Consider the following 21,538-nt stretch of genomic DNA (forward strand, 5'->3'; position numbering starts at 1 on the left):
CCACTACGCGAGCGGCGGCACGACGGGCAACCCGGCGGGCAACACAACGGGCAACACCACCCACACCTCCAGCCCACCGCCCTCGCGCGCATGAAACTGCAGGCTGCCGTGATGCAGCCGCGCGATCCGCTCGACGATCGCCAGTCCCAGCCCCGTGCCGCCACTATGCGCGCGCGCATTGCTGCCGCGCTGAAACGGCGCCTTCAATTGCTCCAGCTCCTGCGCCGACAAGCCTTTGCCGCGATCGCCGACCGCCACATACACCGCCTCCGGCGTCGTCCAGCTGCGCACCGCGAGCCCCGTTCCGCCATATACGATCGCGTTCTGCATCAGGTTCATCAGCAGCCGCATCATGCTGATCGGCCGGTATGCGAGAGCCGGTAACACCGCGAGCGACAACGCGAACTCATGCCCCAGCCCCGCGAAATCGCCCGCGAGGCGTTCGATCAGCGCGTTCAGATCGCTGGGCTCCGCGGCCTCGCGTTCGCCGCTGCCCGCGTAATCCATGAACTGCTGCAGGATCGTTTCGATCTGGTCGAGGTACGACTCGGCGGCGACCACGAAACTGCTGTCGCTGCCGTGCGGCATCGCCATGGCCATCGCGAGGCGCAGTTTGGTCAGCGGCGTGCGGATGTCGTGCGAGATGCCGGCCAGCATCAGCGCGCGGGTTGCCTCGGCCTGCTGCAACGCCTGTGTCATCTGATTGAAAGCATGACTCACCGTGGCGATTTCGGTCGGGCCGTCGGTGGGCAGCGGCGCGGGCGTCTCGCCGGCGCTCACGCGGCGCGCCGCTCGAGTTAATTGCTGGAGCGGCTGGTTGAGGTGGCGCTGGATCAGGTAGCCCGTCAACGCCGCCAGCGCGCCCAGACCGAGCGACAGCAGGATCGCGGCGTCGAGTCCGTTGCCCTGCGCGTCTTCGGGAATCGGCAGGGCGATCCAGTACGGTGTTTGCGGCGCATCGGCCGGCGCATGCATGCGAATCCACAGGCGCTGACCGCCGACCGACTGCCAGCGCGCCGGCATGTCGGCAGGTAAATGCGCGCGCAAGCTGTCGAGAAACACGTCGCGCTGATAGATGCGATAGGCGCGTAGCAGATTGGTTGGCTGCGCCTCGGTGGCGTCGTCGGGCAGTTGCGTACGAGCGTCGAGCCGCGCGGTCAGCGTGGCGCGCGCGCTGGGCGGCGTGGCGGCGAGCAGGTTGTCGAGCGTCGTCACATAGGTCGCGAAAACGGCGGCCGCGCGTTCGACCCGCGGCCGCTGCACGTAATGCAGCAACACGCCGAGCGCGCAGGCCTGGCTCAGCATCACCAGCACGATCAGCAACACGATGTTGCGCGCGAGCAGCGTTCTGGGCAGTAGCGCTCGTAGCACGCCGCCTGGCGCGGCTTGCCCCCCTACTTCCACGCCGCCTTGCACAGCGTGTTTTTGCGTCCCGTCCGGCTCCGGGCGCGTCATGAGTCGACGTCCGCGGCCAGCATGTAGCCGATGCCCCACACCGTCTTGATGAAGCGCGGTTTGGACGGATCGTCCTCGACGATCTGCCGCAGCCGCAGCACCTGCACGTCGATGCTGCGGTCGAGCGCGTCGTGCTCGCGGCCGCGTGCGCGCGCCAGCAGATTGTCACGGCTCACCGGCCGGTTCGGCGACGACGCCAGCGCAACCAGCAACAGCATCTGCGCCGAATGAATCTCCAGCAGCGCGCCCGCGCGCGACAGTTGCTGCTTGCCGACGTCGAGCGTGAAATCGCCGAAACGCACGGACTGCGAGGTCACGGTGACTTCGCCGGACGCCATCTTCTGGCGCCTCAACAGCGCATTGATACGCGCCACCAGTTCGCGCGGCAGGAACGGTTTGGCGAGGTAGTCGTCGGCGCCGGTTTCGAGGCCGACCACGCGGTCGAGCGGATCGCCCTTCGCGGTCAGCATCAGGATCGGCAACGTCTGCCCCTGTTCACGCAGACGCGCGCAGATTTCGAGGCCGTTTTCGTCGCCGATCATCAGATCGAGCACGAGCAGGTCGAACGGCTCGCGCTCCAGATAACGATCGAGCCGCTTGCCGTCTTCCGCGACGCGCACGTCGAAACCGTGGCCGCGCAGAAAGCGCTGCAGCATGTTGCGCAATTCGACTTCGTCGTCGAGCACGATGATTTTGGCGGGGCGATCCATGCGAAAGCTCCTTGATTTAAGCGTCGGGCGGCGTCTGACGCGCCGCGTGCCGTTCGGCCAGGCGCTGCAACAGCACATAGAACGACGGGATGAACAGCACGGCGATACAGGTGGAGGCGAGCATCCCCGAAAATACCGCAATCCCGAGCGAACGGCGCGCGCTCGCACTCGCGCCGGTGGCGATCACGAGCGGCACCACGCCGAGAATGAAGGCGAACGAGGTCATCATGATCGGCCGGAACCGCAAACGCGCCGCTTCCACCGCGGCCTCCGCAATGCCCACGCCCTGCGCGCGCAAATGCCGCGCGAACTCCACGATCAGAATCGCGTTCTTCGCCGACAACGCGATCAGCAGCACGAGGCCGATCTGCGTGTACAGGTTGTTGGCGGCGCCGAGCAACGCCAGCGTGCCCGCCGTGCCGAGCAATGCGAGCGGCACGGCCAGCACCACCGCGACCGGCAGCAGCCAGCTTTCGTACTGCGCGGCCAGCACGCAGAACACCAGCAACACGCCCACGGCGAACACCCAGTAGGCCGAGTTGCCGACCAGCTTCTCCTGATACGACATGGCGGTCCATTCGTAGCCGACGCCGGCCGGCAGAATCCGCGCGGCTTCCTGTTCGAACGCCGCGATCGCGTCGCCGGTGCTGTAGCCGTTCGCCGGATTGCCGTTGATGGCCGCGGCTGGGGCGAGGTTGTAGAGCGTCGCGACAGCCGGGCCGACGCTCGTGTGCGCGTCGATAAACGTGCCCAGTTCGACCATGTGGCCGCTATTGCTGCGAATCTGCAAACGGCGAATGTCGTCGGTGTCGCGACGGAACGCGCCGTCGGCCTGCACGAACACGGGGAACGTATGGTTGAAGGTCGTGAACTGGTTCACGTAGCTGGAACCGACATAGTCCTCCAGCAGATCGAACACATTGCCGACCGGCACTTGCAACGATTCGGCCTTGGCGCGATCCAGCGTCAGTTCGACGGTCGGCACCGACGCGCGAAACGGGCTGAACACGCGCTGCAATTCGGGGCGCTTTGAAACGCTGGCGATCAACGCGTCGGTAGCGTCCTGCAGCCGCTGATAGTTTTGCGAGCCGTCGGTCAGCATCACCTGCATCTGTACACCACCGCTATTGCCCAGGCCCTGGATCGGCGGCGGCACGATCACCACGGAGCGCACGTCGGGCAGTTTCGCGAGTTCGCGGTTCATGCGCAGATACAGCGAGCGCAGGTCTTCGCCTTTGCCGCGCCTGCTCCAGTCGTCGAGCGTCACGTAGATCAGCGCGGAGTTCGGCAGCGAGGCGTTATTGTCGAGTGGCGAGATGCCGCCGATCGACACCACATGGCTCACACCGGGAATCGCGCCGATCAGTTTTTCGATCTGCGTGCTCGCCTCGCGAGTGCGCCCGAGCGACGCGGCGTCCGCGAGTTGCGCGGCGATCAGCATGTAGCCCTGGTCTTCGAGCGGAATGAAGCTGGTGGGAATACGCGTGAGCAGAAACGCGGACGCCGCGCCGAGCGCCAGCGCGATCACGAGCGCGAGACGGCAACGCGCCACGAACCAAGCGACCACCCGCACGTAGCCGCTTTCCACACGCGCGTAGCCCTTGTCGAACACGCGATACACCACGTTCGGCTTGCCCGGCCGCGCGGGTCGCAACCACCTTGCGCTTTGCACCGGCTTGAGCGTCACCGCGTTGATCGCGCTGATCACCGTGGTGGCGACCACCACCAGCGCGAACTGCCGGTACATCTGCCCCGTCACGCCGCCGAGAAACGCCGACGGCAGAAACACGGAGATCAGCACGAGCGTGATGCCGATAATCGGCCCCAGCAATTCGTGCATCGCGTCGATGGCCGCCTGCTTTGGCGTCTTGCCTAGCTCGATATGTTGCGTGATCCCTTCCACCACGACGATCGCGTCGTCCACCACGATCCCGATAGCCAGCACGATCGCGAATAGCGTCAGCAGGTTGATCGAAAAGCCGAGCAGATAGATCGCGCCGAACGTGCCGATGATCGTCACCGGAATCGTCGTGGCGGGCACCAGCATCGCGCGCCAGTTCTGCAGAAACAGCAGGATCACCGCGAGCACCAGCAGGGCCGCTTCGAACAGCGTCTTGTAGACGTCGAGCACCGATTGCCGCACGAAGGTCGTCGTGTCGAATGGCAATTGGTAGCTGATGCCTTTCGGCATGTCTTTCGCGAGACGCGCCATGGTGGCCTTCACCGCATTGCCGACCTCCAATGCATTCGCCTCGGGCAACTGATAGATCGCGATACCGGCCGCGGGTTTGCCGTCGAGGTTAAAGAACTGCCCGTAGCTGGATGAACCGAGTTCGGTGTGCCCGACGTCGCGAATACGCACGAAATGGCCGCCGTCGTTCGGATCGGCTTTGACGATGATGTCGTCGAATTCGTGCGGATCGGTGAGCGCGCCTTGCATTGTCAGCGTCAGTTGAAACGCGGAGCCGCCCGCGTTCGGTTCCGAGCCGAGCTGGCCCGCGCTCACGTCTTTGCTCTGGCTCTGGATCGCCTGTACCACGTCGGCGGCGGTCAAACCGCGCTCGCTGAGTTTCTGCGGATCGAGCCACACGCGCATGCTGTATTGACCGGTGCCGAACACGGTGACGTCGCCGACACCCGGCAAACGCGCGAGCGTGTCGCGCAGCGAAATCACCGCGTAGTTGCTGAGGAACAGCGAATCGTATTTCGGATCGGGCGATTGCAGCGTGTACAACTGCAGGATCGCGGTGGAGCGCTTGCGCACGGTGACGCCCTGCTGCTGCACCGCTTGCGGCAATTGCGCGGTGGCGGCGGAAACGCGGTTCTGCACCAGCACCTGCGCCTTGTCGACATCGGTGCCGACGGCGAAGGTCACGGTCAGCGTGTAGGTGCCGTCGTTGGTGCTGGTCGATTGCATGTACAGCGCGTTTTCCACGCCGTTGACCTGCGTTTCGATCGGCAGCGCCACGCGATCGATCACCGTCGCCGCACTCGCGCCGGGAAAACGCGCGACCACCTGCACGGTCGGCGGCGTGATCGGCGGATACTGCGCGATCGGCAGATTGATCAGCGCCACGCCGCCCAGCAGCATCACGATCAGCGCGATCACATTGGCAAAAACCGGCCGCTCGACAAAGAAGCGGATCATGACTGAGCCTGCGCCGCGGCCGCGACCACCTGCACTTTGGTGCCGGGCGCGACGGCCAGCGCGCCGCCGGTCACCACCTGATCGTTTGCGTTCAGGCCCACGGTAACGGCTCGCAAGGCGCCGTACAGGCCGCCGGTTTGCACCGCGCGCTTCTCGATCACACCCGCGCCGTTCACGATCAGCACGAAGGTGCCGGCCTGCTCGCGCAGCAAGGCGGTATCGGGAATCAGCATGACGTTGTGCGGCGCGCCGGCGGGGATATGCACCTCGACCGACATGCCGGGAATCAGATGCGCGTCCTGATTGGCGATATCGGCGCGCAGTTTGAGCGCACCGCTGCCCGAATCCACGCGGGTATCGACGAATTCGAGCGCGGCGTCTTCACCCTGCGCGGCCGGCGCGCCGAGCACGTTCACGCGCACGGTGCGCGGCGGTTGGGTGAACAGCCCGATACGATTCGCGTCGCGCTCGTTCAGCGTGAAATTCACGTACACCGGTTGAATGCGGTCCAACGTGGCGAGCTTGCTGGAGTCGGATGCGCCGACCAGATTGCCGACGTCGAATGAACGCGCGCCGATGCGGCCCGCGAACGGCGCGCGGATTTCCGTATAGCCGAGATTGATGCGCGACATGTCGCGTTTGGCAAGCGCCTGGTCGCGCGTGGTCTGCGCTTTCTGCAACGACGATTCCGAGGTCGCGTTGTCGGACGTGAGCTGTTTCTGGCGCGTCAGTTCCTGATCCGCGTTGACGAGCGCGGCCTGGTCGTAAGTGAGTTGCGCGCGATACGAATCCGGCTCGATGCGGAACAGCAACTGCCCTTGCTTGACGTACGCGCCGTCGGCGAAACCGATCTGCTGCAGCACGCCCTGCACGCGCGCCACCAGCGTGACCGTGGCGGAAGGCGCGACGGTGCCGCTCAGGTCGAGCTGTTCGCGCACTTCGCGAGGCACCGGCCGGCTGACGCTGACTTGCGGTAGCGGTGCATTCTGCGCGGCCTGGGTGGTGTTGTCGTGGCAAGCCGTCAGCGTGAGGATCAGCGCGGCGAGTACGAGCTGGGTGATGACTGCTGGTGGAGTAATGCCAAAGGCGATTGCGGATGGGGTCCGGCTTTTCACACAACGCTCAGCGCCGCCCCGCTCGTTGTTCACGCATCGATTCGCCATGTTCTTATTTCCCGTTCTCAGGCTGCGCCACGCTCGCACGCGCCAAAGCGGAACCGGCGGGCGGATTCAACAAACGCCCCCAATCCGTGCGCTGCGCCATCTGCGTGGCAATCTGTTCGCTCACCACCTGCTGCCCTTGCGCGACCTCCCATCCGCCGCCGAGCGCCCGATACAGCGACACCGCCGCGAGCGCCGCCAGCCCCTGGTTTTGCGCAAGCGCATCGCCGTCGCGCAGCGCCGAACGCGACGCGTCCAGCACCGGATCGTAGGTCACCGAGCCCGCGCGATACTGCGCGTTCGCGAGCCGCAGCGCGCGCTGCGATGCATCGGATGCGCGCGCGGACGCGGCGAGCGCATCCAGCGACGTGCGCAACGCGGCGATCGCGTCTTCCACTTCTTTCTGCGCCTGCAGCACGGTGTTCTGATAGTCGAGCACGGCCTCCTGAAACGTCGCGTCCTGAACTCGCACCGCGTTTTTCAGCTGACCGCGATCGATGATCGGCAGTGTGATGCCCGCGGAAAACAGCCCGATCGTCTTGCTGCCCCACTGCGTCAAACCAATGCCGTGCTGTTCGCCCGACGACAACCCGAACAGCCCCGTCAGCGACAGCGACGGATACAGCTTCGCCTTCGCGGCGCCGATCAGCGCCGATTGCGCCGCCGCGTTGAGCGCGGCCTGGCGCACGTCGGGACGGCGCCGCAGCAGATCGGCGGGAATGCCGACATCGATCTGCGTGGGCGGCACGGGAATCACCGTGCCGCCTTTGAGTTGCGCCTCGACGGCGTCGGGCGGATCGGCGAGCAGCACGGCCAGCGTGTCGCGGTCCTGCGCACGCGCCTTGATGAGCGGTGGAATCTGCGCTTCCGTTTCGGCCACCAGCGTGGCGGCCTGTTCGACGTCGAGTTGCGTCGCCGCGCCGTGCCGGTAGCGCGCCTGCGTCAGCGTGAGGCTCTGCTGCACCGACTTGAGATTCTGCTGCGCCACCGCGATGCGCTGATCGAGCGTGCGCAAGTCGATATAGGCATTCGCGAGGTCGCCGAACAGCGACACCAGCGCGTTGTCATACGCAGCTTCCGACACCCGCAATTGCGCGCGGTCCGATTCGATCTGCCGACGATATTTACCCCAGAAATCGATTTCCCAGCCGGCGTTTACGCGTAAATGTTCGGCCCATAAATGCGTGGGCGGCAACGGTCCGACGCCGCTGGTGTTGATATGGTCCGCGCCCGCCGACACGCTGCCCGACTGCGGCAGCAGATTTTCCGCGCTGGTCGCGAGTTGCGCGCGCGCCTTGAAGATATGCAGACCGGCCACCTGCAGCGACAGGTTGCGCTGGTAAGCCCGCTCTTCGAGCGCGCTCAGCACCGGGTCGTTGAACGCGGTCCACCAGGCGGCCTGCGCGGCGGGCGTGGCCTGCCCCGGGTCCGGCAAGGTTTCGAGCCAGCGGTTTTCGAGCGTCACGTCCGGCTGTTTGAAATCGGGGCCGACGCTCTTGCAGGCGCTCAATGCCACGCTCATCGAGACGATCATCGACGCGCAGGCAAAGCGCAAACGGCGGGACGGGGCGGATTTCATCGCGCAGGCTGGTGGGTCAAAGGACGACTGAGGGTTCGGCTGCGGAACGGCTCGCGCGCCGCGCCACGGCCCTACGATCCCGCCGATACCCGCGCGGCTCAGTGCGCTGCCCCGCGTTGCTGCATGAATGCCTCGATCTGCGGCAACGTGATGTAGCCCGCTTTCTGCGCGTCGATCTCGTCGAAGTGCTTGGCCACCATCGGCATGCCGGCCGCCGCCTGGTCTTTGGTGAGCTTGCCGTCGTGCGTGGTGTTGGCATTCGAGAAACGCGTCTGCAACTGCTGCTCCATGCGCTGCATACGCTGGGGATTACCGGCCTGCGGCGCGGCGGATTGAGCGAACGTAGCGGTGGATGCGCAGCACAGCAACACGATGGCGAACAACTTCTTCATGACCGACTCCTTGATGGGTCATCGAGCGTCGCCTGCTGGTGCCGCGATCCGTTCAATGACAGGCCGAATTCTTGGGCAAGCGCCGGGCGAACGCAATTTCAGAATCATGTCGACTTATGTCATGACCGACGGGTGCCGCGATCAACGCCGCGCCATGTGAAGGCTCACGAGGCTCACGTTCCTTGCCGCAATACAGCACGCACTCCCAACACGCCATCGCGCCGCCACGGCCGGTCGGCGTGACATGGAATGAAATGACTTTGCGATGCCGTTCCTAACGCGCTTTGCGTATCTTTCGTCTGCCGGCTCGAGCGACGCAGCAAGCGCCGTCAGCGGCGCCGCCGCAACCCGCGGAACGCCCCGGCTTTCAAGCAATCCGAACCACGCGACAGGCTTTTTTCACCGCAAGAAGCACGGCGCCGTTCACCGTCTCAGGAGTACTCCATGACCATTCGCCGCGTTTGCGTCTCCACCTTGACCGCCCTCGGTCTCGCCTGGTCGTCGACCCCATTCGCCCGCACGCTTGCCTTGCCGCCCGCCGCCGTGGTCTATGCGCCGCCGCCCCGGCCGGTCTACAGCGGCGTGCCGGTCGATCCGGTCCACGTGGCCGCGCCTCCGCTGGCGCCGGTTCGCGTGACGCCGTGGATCGTCGCCACGGCGCCTCAGGCAGCCGCGGATAACGTATCGATTGCAAAAAAGGCTGTTGAACCAGCATAGAACATGCTGTCCGCAAGATTGCCTGGTGAATTCCCGTTGTGCTGAAGAATGGCGGACGAGGCGTGCGCGCGGCGCGCCGCCGCTCAGTGGATCAGAATCCGCGCGCCAAGCGCCAGCACGAGCGCCGGCACCATCACCACCGCGCCGACCTTCAGAAACTTCAGGAAGCCGACGTCTTCGCCTTCGCGGCGAATCGCGTTGAGCCAGAGGATCGTGGCGAGCGACCCCGTGATCGACAGGTTCGGCCCCAGGTCGACGCCGATCAGCAGCGCGTCGATGACGCGCTCCGGGCTATGCGCCTGCATCACCGTCGAACTGGCGATCAGCCCGGCCGGCAGGTTGTTCATCAGGTTGCTGCCAAACGCGATGGCGGCGCCGGCCCAGCCCGCGGTGCTCATTTCGTTGTGCAGCGCCGCGCGCTGCGTCAGGCCGGCGAGCGTCGTGATGACGCCGGTGTGATCGAGCATTTCGACCAGCACGAACAGCGCGGCGACCAGCGGCAGCACGCTCCATGAGATTTCGCGGATCATCGGCAGCGGCGATTTGCGCTCCTGGATCAGCACGACCAGCGCCGTCAGCGCGCCGAGGATCGCGGTGGGCAGGCCGAGCGGCAGATCGAACGCGGACACCGTCAGCAACGCGACCGCCGTCACCGCGATACCCGCGAGCGCGACGCGGCCGCTCGCCGACAGCGCGAGCGGTTCCAGATTCGCCTCGCAGGTGCCGGCCAGCGCGTCGCGTTGGCTCCAGCGCAGCATCAGGTAAGTCGCGACGATCGACAGCAGCGAAGGCAGCGTGAAGCGCATCAGCCACGCACCGAGCGCGGGCGTGTGATTGCCGTACAGCACGATGTTGGCCGGATTCGAGATCGGCAGCACGAAGCTCGCCGCGTTGGCGATGAATGCGCAGACGAACAGCAGCGGCAACGGGTGCGTCTTCGCTTTTTTGGCGGCGGCGAATACGGCCGGGGTGAGCACGACGGCGGCTGCGTCGTTGGAAAGAAAGGCGGTGATCACCACGCCGACCAGATAGACCAGCAGGAACAGCTTGCGCGGCGAACCCTGGGCATGATTGACCGCGAGCACCGCGACCCAGTCGAACAGTCCTTCGCGACGGCCCACTTCGGACAGCAGCATCATGCCGAACAGAAACAGATAAACGTCGGTGCCTTTGCCGACCGCCGCGATGGCCAGATCGACCGGCAACAGCCCCAACGACACCAGCAGCAGCGCGCCGGCCACGGCCCAGACCGCCTCGGGCCATTTGAACGGCCGGGTGATGACACCGGCCGTGGCGGCCGCGGCGATACCCCAGGACAGCAAAACGGAATTCAAAAGGTGGCCTTGATTAGAATGAGTGGCGCACAGGCGCGTCCGGGACGCGGCAGGTCTGGTAGGCCCGGTGGGCCGCCCGCTGCCGGCGCTAAGGGAGCAAAGCTTGTGCCAGAGCAACGCCGCGCCGGCGCCACGGCACACGCCATCAGCCCACCCGGTTCACCGCCGCGATGCAGTCGCGCCCATTGTCTTTGGCGAGGTACAACTGCGAGTCCACCAGATTCACGAACGCCACCGGATCGGCATCGGACGCCGGAATCAGCGTGCCAACGCCGAAACTCGCGGTGACCGTCTGCCGGAACGGCGAACGCTCGTGCGCAATCTCCTCCGCCGAGAGCCGGTCGCGGCATCGTTCGACGACTTGCCGCGCGGCCTCCGCACCGGTATTCGGCAGAATCAGCACGAATTCCTCGCCGCCGAAGCGGCCGACGAAATCGCCCGGCCGCACCGCTTCGCCCAGCACGGCAGCCACCCGCTTCAGGCACGCATCGCCTTGCACGTGGCCGTAGTAGTCGTTGTACGACTTGAAGAAATCGATGTCGGCCATGATCAGCGATAGCGGCGCGGCATGCCGCTGCGCCGCGCTCCATTCGCGCTGCAAGACGGCGTCGAATTCGCGGCGATTGCCGACGCCCGTGAGGCCGTCCTTGAACGACAGCGCTTCGAGTTCGCGCTGTAGTTCGGCCAGTTTCTCTTCGGTCTTCTTGCGCTCGCTGATGTCGAACATGAAGCCGACCAGTGCCTCGACCTCGCCGTTCGCGTCGCGCACCACATGCACCACGTCGCGCAACCACACGTATTCGCCGCGGCTCGTCAACGCGCGATAGTCCGCTTCGTGATCGGTGCCCGCCTTCGACTGCGCGACGCAGAAATCGACCACCTTGTCACGGTCTTCCGGATGCATGCGCGCGGCCCAGTCCTGCACGGTTTTCCAGCTCGACGGCGCCCAGCCGAGCAGCGCTTCGATCTGCGGGCCGATATAGGCGAACCCCATGGTCGCCCAATCGATCTTCCACGGAATCGCTTTCGTCGATTCAAGCAAAGTACGGTAGACGGCGGCGTCGTGCTCTATGTAACCTTCCACGCCGGCAGCGGCCGGTGCGGAATCGTGACGCAGAAAATCCGCGCCGAGCGGCGCGTTGTGTTTGCCAGTGCTGTTCATCGATTCAATCCTTCCTCGCGGTCCAGCCGGCAAATTAACACAGCGCCGGGTACGGTCAGGCGTTTTCGCGTTTATGTGGCTTACGTAGCTTACGTAGCGCCTCGCGTTTCATGCCACGCGCCATTAGCGTCACCACTAGAACGATCTGTTCTCTTCTACCCGTCTATTCAGTTTTCATTGGCCTGCCTACTATCCGCATTCACCTGCGATACCGCATGCCCAACCCACAGCACAAGAATGAAAACCCGTCCTTCAGATCCTGATCGCTATCACGGAACCGCCATTGCGCTGCATTGGCTGATCGCTGCATTGATCATCTGCGGTTTCTATATCGGCTGGATCATGACCGATATCCACGGCTTTACGCCCACCAAGCTCAAGTACTTCTCGTGGCACAAGTGGATCGGCGTGACCGTCTTCGCGCTCGCCGTGATCCGCGTGCTGTGGCGCGCCACCCACCGCGCGCCGGCGCTCGACAGCGCTACGCCCACGTGGCAGAAGGCCGCGGCGCATCTGGTGCATGGTCTGTTATATCTGCTGATGCTGGCTATTCCGCTGTCCGGCTACTTCTATAGTTCCGCCGCCGGTATTCAGGTGGTGTATCTGGGCATCGTGCCGTTGCCTACCTTCATCGGCCCGGATCAGGCGCTCAAGGCCACGCTGCGCACGGTTCATGTGCTGCTCAATTACACGCTGCTCGCGCTGGTTGTCATGCATGTGCTGGCGGCGCTCAAGCATCAATTCGTCGACCGCGACGGCTTGCTTGCAAGGATGATTCCGTTCCTCAAGTAACGTCGCCTGACCATCATGTGACAGGCGTAGCCGGCGATTGGCTACAGCCTGTTGGCAATCTAATTCCCCACGGTGTGCAATCAACGCACGCGGGTTCGATAGGATGCGTACCACTATGAAATCAAACCTTTATCACTCCGCCGTTCGCGCGGCAATTCGTCCCGCGATTCGACCGATCCTCACCGGCATCGCGGCGCTTTCGCTGTTCGGCGCCGGGCTCGCGCATGCCGACGTCGACGCCAGCAAAAGCACGGTCATTGCCACCACGAAACAGATGAACGTGCCGGTCGACGGCAAGTTCAGAAAGTTCTCCGCGCAACTGAATTTCGATCCCGCCAGGCCGACCGCCGGCAGCGCCAATGTGTCGATCGACACCGGCAGCTACGACCTCGGCGCGGACGACTACAACAAGCAGGCGCAAGGCAAGGAATGGTTCGACAGCGCAACCTATCCGGCCGCGACCTTTGTTTCCAGCGCGATCGCGCCGGCCGGCGGCAACCAGTACAAGATCACCGGCAAGCTGACCATCAAGGGTAAATCGCAAACCGTCGTCGTGCCGGTCACCGTCACGGCGCAAGGCGCCACGCAAACCTTCGACGGCTCGCTGCCCATCAAGCGCTCGCAGTTCGACGTCGGCACGGGCGAATGGAAAGATACCTCGGTGGTGGCCGACGAAGTCGTCATCAAATTTCACCTCGTCGCTTCGAAGAAGTAATTCGACACCCGAAGCGCCGCAGTCTTTTTAGAAATCCCCTTTAGAAATCTGGAGAACACCTTGAAGAAATCCTTTTTGCTCGCCGCCGGCGCGCTGGCCGCTGCCCTGTCGTTCAACGCAATGGCGGCCGACACGTATCAGCTCGATCCGACCCACACCTACCCGAGCTTCGAAACCGACCACTTCGGCGGCATCTCGACGTGGCGCGGCAAGTTCAAGAAGAGCAGCGGCACCGTCGTGCTGGATCGCGCGGCGAAGACCGGCACGGTGGACGTGACGATCGACATGAGCTCGGTGGATATCGGCAATGACAAGCTCGATGCGGAACTGGTCACGGAAAAATTCTTCGACGCCGCGAAGTACCCGACCGCAACGTACAAGGGCACGCAGATCCGCTTCGACGGCGACAAGCCGGTTGAAGTGATCGGCACGCTGACCATGCACGGCATCACCAAGCCGGTCAATCTGAAGATCGAATCGTTCAAGTGCTTCACGAACCCGATGCTCAAGCGTGAAGTGTGCGGCACCGAATCGACCGCCACGTTCAATCGCGACGACTTCGGCATCGACTTCGGCAAGGCTTACGGCTTCAAGATGCAAACCACGCTGCACATTCAGGCTGAAGGCATCAAGCAATAAACGCCGTTCTGGTTGAGTAGCAAGGCGGTCGCGGTAGCGGGTCGGCAGATCCGCGTATTACCGCGACCGCTTTTTTTATCTGACGAATCGGCTCGCTTTTCGAGTGCAGCGCGGGTGCCGGGCACAGCGTCGAGCACGCGATTCATCCTACGAATACCCCTTTAAAACAGGCGTATTCCGTCTTTTTCAGGTCATAAGTTCCGGTTTCGTCGCGCCAGAAAACTTGAGCGCGAAGAGCCGCCACATCTCCCCGTTATTCACCCATTTGAACCGCTCCGCTCAACCTTAAAGTCGCCAGCACGGAAATAACCTTGTCTGGAGACGTTGGGTGAAACAGGTGAAACTTGCGGCCCTGGCCGCAACGGTGATGGTAATGACGGCGGGCACGCAGGCCGAGGCTCAGGAAATCTACGCACACGGCGGCACGCTCGGCGCGGGTGTCGGCGCGGCGCTACCGCTGAATTCGTGGGTGGGCGTGCATGCGGAATTCGAAGGCTTTGGCCTGTCGCGTTCGTTCAATGTGGACGGCAACCAGTACGACGGTCATCTGAAGCTTCTGCAAGGCGGCCTCTATGTCGATCTGTTCCCGTTCAAATCGAGCGGGTTTCGCGTGACCGCGGGCGCGCTGATCAACGACGACGAAGTCACGGCCCACGCCGTGCCGAACGCGCAGGGCAACTACAAGATCGGCGACGCGTTCGTGCCGGCGGTGGGCGCCGCGCCATCCACCACGATCACGCTGCCGCGCGTGATGCCGTACCTCGGCATCGGCTATGGGCATAAGCCCGTTTCGAAGGGCTTCGGCGTGACGTTCGATCTCGGTGTCGCCTATGGACGGCCGCGCACCTCGTACAGCGTGCCGGCGATCTATTCGATGCTCGCCACCCAGGCCAACATCGACCAGGAAGAGCAGAACATCAGCAATAAGGTGGAGCGCTACAAGGTTTATCCGGTCGTGCAGATCGGTGTGAGTTATCGGTTCAATTAACGCGCGGCGGTTTTGGCGATTGGAGGGCGATCATTCCAGCACGCCGGCCGAAGCCGTTCTGGACGTAACCGGCGGCGTCGATGCCTTGCGCAGTTTCGCGACCTGACGATCGCTGGCCGCGCCGCCCCGATTGCCCCAACTGGTCTGCACGAAGGTCACCACCTGCGCGATCTCGCGATCGCTCAGGATGGCCGCGTACGGCCCCATGGCGAGCGCCGACGGCGCACTGCGCGTCGGCGGCATCGAACCGCCCGTCAGCACGATATGAATCGCCGAGGTCGGGTCGTTGGTCTGCAGGACTGGATTGCCCGCCAGCGCCGGGAAGGCTTTGCCGTTACCTTTCCCGTCCGAGCGATGGCAGCCGGCACAGCGATCGAGATAGATCTGCGCGCCGGCATTCGGCACCTGCCCGTGATAAAGCTGCGTCGCGACGGTTGCGTCGTAGCGATAAGGCGGCGCGTCCTGCTTGTGCGGCGGCAGCGACTTCAGATAGGCCGCGATACTCGTCAGGTCCGCTTCGCTCATGTGCTGCATCGAGTTGGCCACGACGTCGTTCATGGCGCCGAATGACGCCGCATGCGCATTGCGACCGCTGCGCAGAAACGCGACGATCTCCGCGGCCGGCATGGCGGCGAGCCCGTCGCCGTGTTCGTTGCGTAACGACGGCGCAATCCAGCCGTCGACCGACTGGCCGCCGGCCAGAAAAACCGGATTCGCGTCGTCGCCGAGCGACAACTCCTGCAGCGCGAAGCCTCGCGGCGTATGGCAACTGCCGCAATGGCCGAGACCTTGCACGAGATACGCGCCGCGTGCGATCTGTGCCGCGCTCTGTGTCGAAGAGCCGGGCTGAGCCACGTACGCCTTCGTTGCCGGTCCGAAGAGCCGACTCCACACGCTCAGCGGCCAGCGCATGGACAGCGGCCAGGGAATATCGCTCGCGCGGTTGGTCCGCGAGACCGGCGTGACGCCATGCATGAAGTACATGTACAACGCGTGCATGTCGGTATCGTCGATATGCGCGTACGACGGGTACGGCATGGCCGGATAAACCGTATGCCCCTCTCGGGTTTTACCGTGCCGCATCAGCGCCGCGAAATCCTCATAAGACCACGTGCCGATACCCGTCGCCGGATCAGGCGTGATGTTGGTCGAATAGACCTTGCCGAGCGGTGTGGCGAGCGGTAGACCACCGGCGAACGGCTTGCCGTTCTTCGCCGTGTGACAGGACACGCAATCGCCGGCGCTAGCCAGATAAGCGCCTCGTTCAATTTGCGCGGAGTCCGCTGCCGGCGCCGCGTAAGCGCTCCATGACAGCGACAGGATGGAGAGCGCCGCGCCGACGCGGTATCGCAGAGCTTCGAGATTGATCATCACGCATCCACCAGCGGTCGCGGGTCTTTCAGATATTGCGTGCGGATCGCTTTCGCCGACCAGTAAGCCAGCGCGGCAACCGCGCCCGTAGGGTTGTAACCCAGCCCGACCGGAAACACGTTCGAGCCGATCGCGAACACGTTGTGCACGTCCCAGCTTTGCAGATAGCGGTTCAACGCGCTGGTTCGCGGCGACTCGCCCATGATCAGGCCGCCGGCCCAATGCGTCGTCTGATACGGCCGTACGTCGAAGTGATCGCCGAAGTTCTTTTGCGTGACCGTGTAGTCCTTCGGTCCCATGGCTTTCGCGACCTGAACCAGCTTGTCGGTCACGAAGCGCGTCATGCGGATATCGTTGTCTTTCCAGTCGAACGTAAAGCGCAACAGCGGCTGCCCGAACTTGTTCCGGTACGTGGGGTCGAGATCGAGGTAGCAATCCCGATACACCATGTTGGCGCCGTTCGAATCGATCGACACGGTGTTCACGTAGTTGTCCTTGACCGCCTTTTTCCACGTGCTGCCCCAGCGCGGCGTGCCGGCCGGCACCGCAATGCCGGAAATCGGTTTGGCGCCGGCGGGATTGCACCATAGCGCCGCGCCGCCGACAAAACCGTGCGGACCGTGATCGAAGTTATCGCCGTTGAAGTCGTCGAACGCGACGCTATTGCCGCCCGCGCCAATGAACGGATTGCTGTTCTTGCCGGGCTCGAAGAAGAGCTGAATATTCGAGAGCATCTGGTACGACACATTCTTGCCGACCGTGCCTTCGCCGCTCACCGGATCGTATTGACGGCCAATGCCCGACAGCATGAACAGATGCGCGTTGTTATAGGCGAAGGTACTGGCAATCACGATCCGCGCCGGTTGCGCGACCACTTTGCCGGCGGCATCCACATACTCCACACCGGTCGCCACTTTGCCGGCCGTGTCGAGCGTAATGCGCAGCACGGTGCAATCAGGCCGCAGCTCGAAGTTCGGCAGGCCGCGCAGCGCGGGCAGAATGTTCACGTTGGGCGAGGCTTTCGAGTAGTTGTAGCACGCATAGCCCGAACAGAAACCACAGAAGTTGCACGGTCCCATCTGGCAGCCATACGGATTCGTATAAGCGGCCGAGACGGTGGCCGACGGCGCACGGAACGGATGAAAGCCGACTTCTCGCGCCGCCTTCATGAACAGGTGTGGACCGTACGGCACTTTCTGAGCGGGTAGCGGGAACGCCGCCGAGCGGTTCGCTTCGAACGGATTGCCGTCGCCCACCACCGTACCGTTCACACGGTACGCCTGGCCCGAAGTGCCAAACACCTTCTCGGCAAAATCGAAGTACGGTTCGAGTTCTTCATAAGACACGCCGAAATCCTGCAGCGTCATGTCCTTCGGAATGAACTTCGCGCCGTAACGCTCGACGTAATGCGAGCGCAACCGCAATTCTTCCGGATAGATTCGCCAGTGCTGGCCCGCCCAGTGCAAACCGGCGCCGCCTACGCCCTCGCCCGGTTTGAATGCACCGATCTGCCGATAAGGCAATGCGGTGTCGTTCACGTTGTGACGGAACGTGAAAGTACTGCGCGACATATCCTGAAACAGCTTGAAACGCTGCAGATAAGTGAGTTCGTCCAGCGTGGTCGGATACGCGCCATCCGGATAGGTATCGCGGTACTGTCCGCGCTCCAGCGCGAGTACCTGCAAGCCGGCCTCGGTCAACTCTTTCGCCATGATAGCGCCGGCCCAGCCGAAGCCGACGATCACCACGTCGACCTCTTTCATCGTTTTATCGGTCATTGAATGGTCCTGATGGGGACGTGCCGGTTCCGCCGCTTGCCCCAAGGTGCAAACGCCATAAACCGGCATCGGAACATCGTATTCAGGCGCTGGACACCGGCCCAAGCGGATAACGTTTTCCGTATTGCTCGACCCAGTCGATGTAGTCGGCACGCGCGCCTGGAAAATTGATCATCTTCCAGGCCGCCATATCGCGATTACCGCCGTGCTTCGGATCGCAGAAGTAGCCTTCATGCGTGTTCTGCAGTAGCTGGTTGAAAAAGTCCGCGGCGGGCGCCGCGCCGATATCGAGCTTGCCCTGCTCCAGTTGGCCGATCACGCTGTCGCGCGTCGCGCTGTCGAGTTCGTCGAAGTGCCGGGAAAATTGCTTGTGCAACTGTTCGTCGAGTCCGGCGAGTGCCACGCGGTACATCGCGCGCGGACTGTATTCGAGCTGATAGCCCAGCGTTGCCGGCCCCGCGACGAAGGGTCCATGCATGTACCAGAGCGCGCCATAGCCGTACGGCGTGTTCATCTGCAGGTCGATGAATTCCGGCACGCCGGCTTCGAGCGCGCCGGGCCCTTCACTGTCCGCGGGGATCAGACGATCCACCAGGCCGACCAGCAGCCGCCATTCCGTCGCCGTGAAATAGCGAGGCTGGAAAGGAGCCGCGCTGCCCGCCGTCGAATTCGCCATCACGCCGGCAACGCCCGCGCCGATCGCCACGGCGGCCGGCGCCGCGCTGGCGACACTGCGCATGAATGCGCGTCGCCCTGGAGAGATACCAATGGGTTTCATGCAAGCGCTCCGATTGGGATTGCATTGGATCGTGGTTGAGCGAGATCCTACGTGGGCAAGCCATTAATTAAATTAGCCGAGCCTGAAGAGTTATTAATGTGACGCACCACCCTGCTGTTGCGTGGCCGATCAAACAATCGCGAAGCAACACTTAAGTCACTGCCCCCGCGATTCAGAACATTTCATTTTTATCAAACGACTAAATGCACGCTGCTCAATAGACTCGTTGATCGAGATCGATGCGGCGCTGAGCGGTTGCGCCCGTGTCAGGTCCTCAAGTCCACCGCGACACCATCAAGCGAGCCACCACCCATGCTTCACGAAATCAGTTATGCACTCGTGCCGTTTTTCTTCTCGATGGCAATGGGCTATCTGGCCGGAAAACTCGCGCGGGGCGCGATGCCGCTGTCGGCGATCAACTCGATGCTGGTCGACTACGCGCTGCCATTCGCGCTGTTTCTCTATACGGCGAAGATGCAGCGCGCCAGCCTCGGCAGCCATCTCATGCTGATCCTGTTGCTGGTCGCGGTGATGCTGGTGCCGTATTTCGCGTCGCTCGCGCTGTCACGTTTCGTCTTCAACGTGGCGCCGTCGAATGCGGCGGTTCGCGCCGTCACCATCGGCATGCCGAACTTCGCCGCGATCGGCTTGCCGCTGCTGCACAGTGTTTACGGCGACGAGAGCAATCTGACGGTGGCGCTCGCGATCACGACGGCGTCGGTCGTGATGTCGCCGGCCGGATTGATTCTGCTGGAGCGCGCGAAAACGCGGGACAGTGGCGGCCCGCACACCAACCTGCTGGCGAAGGCACTGGTCACGACCTTCGTGAAACCGATCGTGATCGCGCCGATTCTCGGTGTGTTTGTTTCGCTGGCGGGCTGGGAATTGCCGGGGCTGCTGGTTCAGTCGCTCGGGATTATCGGCAGCACGACTGCGGGCCTCGCCTTGTTTTCAACCGGGCTGATCCTGGCGTCTCAACCGTTCCGGCTCGACCGGGAAGTATGGGCGGGCGTGGCGCTCAGTAATATCGTTCAGCCGCTGATCGCGCTCGCGCTCGTCGTCGTGCTCGCATTGCCCAAACAGATTGCCGGTGAAGCGATTCTGCTGTCGGCCATTCCCTGCGGTTCGTTCGGCATTCTGTTCGGCCTCTCGTATGGCGTGCAGGACACCACGGCCGGGACGACGCTGGTCATGTCTAGCGTGTTGTCGATCGTCTCGCTGACGGCCACGATTTTTCTGCTGGGCTATCTTTGACCGCGTAGTCCGCAAGCACGCGGAATAGCCGGCGAGGCCACCGACCCGAAGATCGGTAGCCGCGCCGGCACGCTGCCTGCCATTCCACGTCGGACAATCAGTTGCCGGTCCAGCCGCGCAGGAAATCGATCAGCAGTTCGTTGACCCGTTCCGGTTGCTCTTCCTGGGGCAAATGCCCGCATTGCGCAATCGGCTCCGCGCGCAGATGGGTCGCCATGCCTTCCCACACCGCCTTCATGTCGAACATGCCGCCCACCGCGTAGAAGTCTTCGCCCCACAGCGCCATGGTCGGACAGGCAATCTTCACGTCGGCGTCGACCAGATCCTGCGCGACATCGTCGGCATTCGCGCGGTAGTCGGACATCGCGCCGCGCACCGCGCCCGGCCGCTTGTAGGCCTTCACATAAGTATCGAAGTCCGCGCCTTCGATCGTGTGCGGGTTGTAGCACCAGTCCGCGAAGAAGTGATGCAGCCACGCCTCTTCCTTACCCGCGATCAGCGTTTCCGGCAGGTCCGCCACGAGGTGGAACAGGAAGAACCAGTACGCGCGCGCCGTCTGCGGATTCATGTTCTGTGCGACCACGCGGGTCGGCACGTTGTCCATCACCACCAGCCGGTCCACCCGCTCGGGATGATCCTTGGTCAGCCGCGTCGCCACGCGCGCGCCGCGATCGTGCCCAACGAGCGCGACCTTGCCGATACCCAACTGGTCGAGCAGGCTGATGATATCCAGCGCCATGTTGCGCTTGTCGTAGCCCGAACTGGGCTTGTCGGTTTCGCCGTAGCCCCGCAGGTCGGGCGCAATGACCCGATAATGCCGGGCCAGCACGGGCATCTGATAACGCCATGCGAAGCTGGTCTCGGGAAAGCCATGCAGTAGCACGACCACCGGGCCGCTGCCGGCATCCAGGTAATGTTGCCGGATACCATTGGCACGAATCGTGTGATGCCTGATCGCGATCGACTCTGTTTCCATGTTGTGATCCTCGAAGTGATTGAATGCGCGACGCTACTGCGCTTACTGCGCGCCTTCTTCTTCGACGATCAGACGATTGTCGACGGCCGCCACTTGCGGAACGCGTTGCGCGACATCGCCCGCTTTCTGGATCTGGCTTGCATCGGGTACCGTGCCAACGAGCGAGACCGTACCGCCTTTCACCAGCACCGCGATGTTGCTGGCCTGCAGACCCTTGGTCGAATACAGCGCGTGGCGCACGGACTTCGACAGTTGACGGTTGTGCAGACGGGCATCCGCTTTCGTCATGGCAACTGCCGGCTGCGATGCGGCGGCGTCATTGGCGGTTTGAGCGATGGCGAGGTGGGAGGCAAACGCGGCCGCGATACCTACCGCGGCGAATGCGGAAATTCGCATGATGGATTCCTGATAGAGGTTCGGGGAGAAGAGACCGTAAAGGCCCTGTCGCGGCATGCTGAGCCTGCCGCCATTGCAACGACACCATCGTAGTGGCCGTTTCCCGCTAACGCCCCTAAATCCTTCTTAAGCCTTACTAAGCGCGATCTGCCCGCGAAAAGCGGCCGCCTCTCGCCGCTGCCCCCACCTGTTAA

The 21,538-nt window shown here is 63.5% G+C and carries 19 protein-coding genes; 6 read left to right on the top strand and 13 right to left on the bottom strand.

The annotated features are described in order from the left end of the window. Positions 1-3 precede the first annotated feature (3 nt). From HWY05_RS19650 to HWY05_RS19675, 6 genes are all read right to left on the bottom strand, one after another. A complete protein-coding gene (locus tag HWY05_RS19650) occupies positions 4-1,305 on the bottom strand; it encodes an ATP-binding protein (protein ID WP_244146667.1) in 1,302 nt (433 codons plus the stop codon). Between the two features lie 146 nt (positions 1,306-1,451). Beyond that, the gene (locus HWY05_RS19655) at positions 1,452-2,165 is read right to left on the bottom strand and encodes a response regulator (protein ID WP_035556166.1); all 714 of its coding nucleotides are present in this window, start codon (positions 2,163-2,165) and stop codon (positions 1,452-1,454) included. A 16-nt stretch (positions 2,166-2,181) separates the two neighbouring features. Then, complete coding sequence (locus HWY05_RS19660; RefSeq protein ID WP_176059300.1) at positions 2,182-5,313, bottom strand: efflux RND transporter permease subunit; 3,132 nt, start codon at positions 5,311-5,313, stop codon at positions 2,182-2,184. Next, positions 5,310-6,476: an efflux RND transporter periplasmic adaptor subunit gene (locus HWY05_RS19665; RefSeq protein WP_176059301.1), complete on the bottom strand. Its 1,167-nt coding sequence runs from the start codon at positions 6,474-6,476 to the stop codon at positions 5,310-5,312. The genes HWY05_RS19660 and HWY05_RS19665 overlap by 4 nt, the downstream gene beginning before the upstream one ends. A 4-nt stretch (positions 6,477-6,480) precedes the next feature. Continuing rightward, complete coding sequence (locus tag HWY05_RS19670) at positions 6,481-8,052, bottom strand: efflux transporter outer membrane subunit (RefSeq protein WP_176059302.1); 1,572 nt, start codon at positions 8,050-8,052, stop codon at positions 6,481-6,483. A 98-nt stretch (positions 8,053-8,150) separates the two neighbouring features. After that, positions 8,151-8,444 (bottom strand): hypothetical protein, encoded by a 294-nt coding sequence (locus HWY05_RS19675; protein WP_035556163.1) that lies wholly within the window; start codon positions 8,442-8,444, stop codon positions 8,151-8,153. Between the two features lie 444 nt (positions 8,445-8,888). On the opposite strand from HWY05_RS19675, the gene HWY05_RS19680 reads away from it, so the two are divergent. After that, a complete protein-coding gene (locus HWY05_RS19680) occupies positions 8,889-9,161 on the top strand; it encodes a hypothetical protein (protein ID WP_035562942.1) in 273 nt (90 codons plus the stop codon). 83 nt (positions 9,162-9,244) lie between these two features. On the opposite strand, the gene HWY05_RS19685 is transcribed toward HWY05_RS19680, so the two are convergent. Both HWY05_RS19685 and HWY05_RS19690 read right to left on the bottom strand, forming a co-directional pair. Then, a complete protein-coding gene (locus HWY05_RS19685) occupies positions 9,245-10,495 on the bottom strand; it encodes an arsenic transporter (RefSeq protein ID WP_176059303.1) in 1,251 nt (416 codons plus the stop codon). 145 nt (positions 10,496-10,640) lie between these two features. After that, complete coding sequence (locus HWY05_RS19690) at positions 10,641-11,657, bottom strand: sensor domain-containing diguanylate cyclase (RefSeq protein ID WP_176059304.1); 1,017 nt, start codon at positions 11,655-11,657, stop codon at positions 10,641-10,643. Between the two features lie 237 nt (positions 11,658-11,894). Between HWY05_RS19690 and HWY05_RS19695 the strand changes: the two genes are divergently transcribed. The 4 genes from HWY05_RS19695 to HWY05_RS19710 all read left to right on the top strand — a co-directional run bounded on the left by HWY05_RS19695 (position 11,895) and on the right by HWY05_RS19710 (position 14,791). Beyond that, entirely contained in the window at positions 11,895-12,449 is a 555-nt protein-coding gene (locus HWY05_RS19695) for a cytochrome b (protein WP_176059305.1), read from the top strand. Positions 12,450-12,564: 115 nt separating this feature from the next. Then, positions 12,565-13,164 carry a YceI family protein gene (locus HWY05_RS19700; RefSeq protein WP_176059306.1) on the top strand — a complete coding sequence of 200 codons (600 nt, stop codon included), beginning with the start codon at positions 12,565-12,567 and terminating at the stop codon, positions 13,162-13,164. A gap of 60 nt (positions 13,165-13,224) precedes the next feature. After that, positions 13,225-13,803, top strand: a complete 579-nt coding sequence (locus HWY05_RS19705) for a YceI family protein (RefSeq protein ID WP_176059307.1) — start codon at positions 13,225-13,227, stop codon at positions 13,801-13,803. Positions 13,804-14,170: 367 nt separating this feature from the next. After that, positions 14,171-14,791, top strand: a complete 621-nt coding sequence (locus tag HWY05_RS19710) for a hypothetical protein (RefSeq protein WP_176059570.1) — start codon at positions 14,171-14,173, stop codon at positions 14,789-14,791. A gap of 30 nt (positions 14,792-14,821) precedes the next feature. On the opposite strand, the gene HWY05_RS19715 is transcribed toward HWY05_RS19710, so the two are convergent. The 3 genes from HWY05_RS19715 to HWY05_RS19725 form a co-directional block, all read right to left on the bottom strand. Next, complete coding sequence (locus HWY05_RS19715; RefSeq protein ID WP_176059308.1) at positions 14,822-16,162, bottom strand: cytochrome c; 1,341 nt, start codon at positions 16,160-16,162, stop codon at positions 14,822-14,824. Beyond that, complete coding sequence (locus HWY05_RS19720) at positions 16,162-17,940, bottom strand: GMC family oxidoreductase (RefSeq protein WP_035556152.1); 1,779 nt, start codon at positions 17,938-17,940, stop codon at positions 16,162-16,164. Before HWY05_RS19720 ends, HWY05_RS19715 begins: the two co-directional genes overlap by 1 nt. An 82-nt stretch (positions 17,941-18,022) precedes the next feature. Next, entirely contained in the window at positions 18,023-18,718 is a 696-nt protein-coding gene (locus tag HWY05_RS19725; RefSeq protein ID WP_176059309.1) for a gluconate 2-dehydrogenase subunit 3 family protein, read from the bottom strand. 312 nt (positions 18,719-19,030) lie between these two features. Here HWY05_RS19725 and HWY05_RS19730 point away from each other — a divergent pair, with 312 nt between their 5' ends. Next, positions 19,031-19,972 carry an AEC family transporter gene (locus HWY05_RS19730; protein ID WP_035556148.1) on the top strand — a complete coding sequence of 314 codons (942 nt, stop codon included), beginning with the start codon at positions 19,031-19,033 and terminating at the stop codon, positions 19,970-19,972. Positions 19,973-20,069: 97 nt separating this feature from the next. Here the strand turns inward: HWY05_RS19730 and HWY05_RS19735 are convergent, their stop codons facing one another. Then, positions 20,070-20,948 (bottom strand): alpha/beta hydrolase, encoded by an 879-nt coding sequence (locus tag HWY05_RS19735; protein ID WP_035556146.1) that lies wholly within the window; start codon positions 20,946-20,948, stop codon positions 20,070-20,072. A 42-nt stretch (positions 20,949-20,990) separates the two neighbouring features. Next, the gene (locus HWY05_RS19740; RefSeq protein ID WP_035556144.1) at positions 20,991-21,344 is read right to left on the bottom strand and encodes a BON domain-containing protein; all 354 of its coding nucleotides are present in this window, start codon (positions 21,342-21,344) and stop codon (positions 20,991-20,993) included. Positions 21,345-21,538: the final 194 nt, after the last annotated feature.

Source organism: Paraburkholderia sp. BCC1876, assembly GCF_902833695.1.
Taxonomy (GTDB): domain Bacteria; phylum Pseudomonadota; class Gammaproteobacteria; order Burkholderiales; family Burkholderiaceae; genus Paraburkholderia.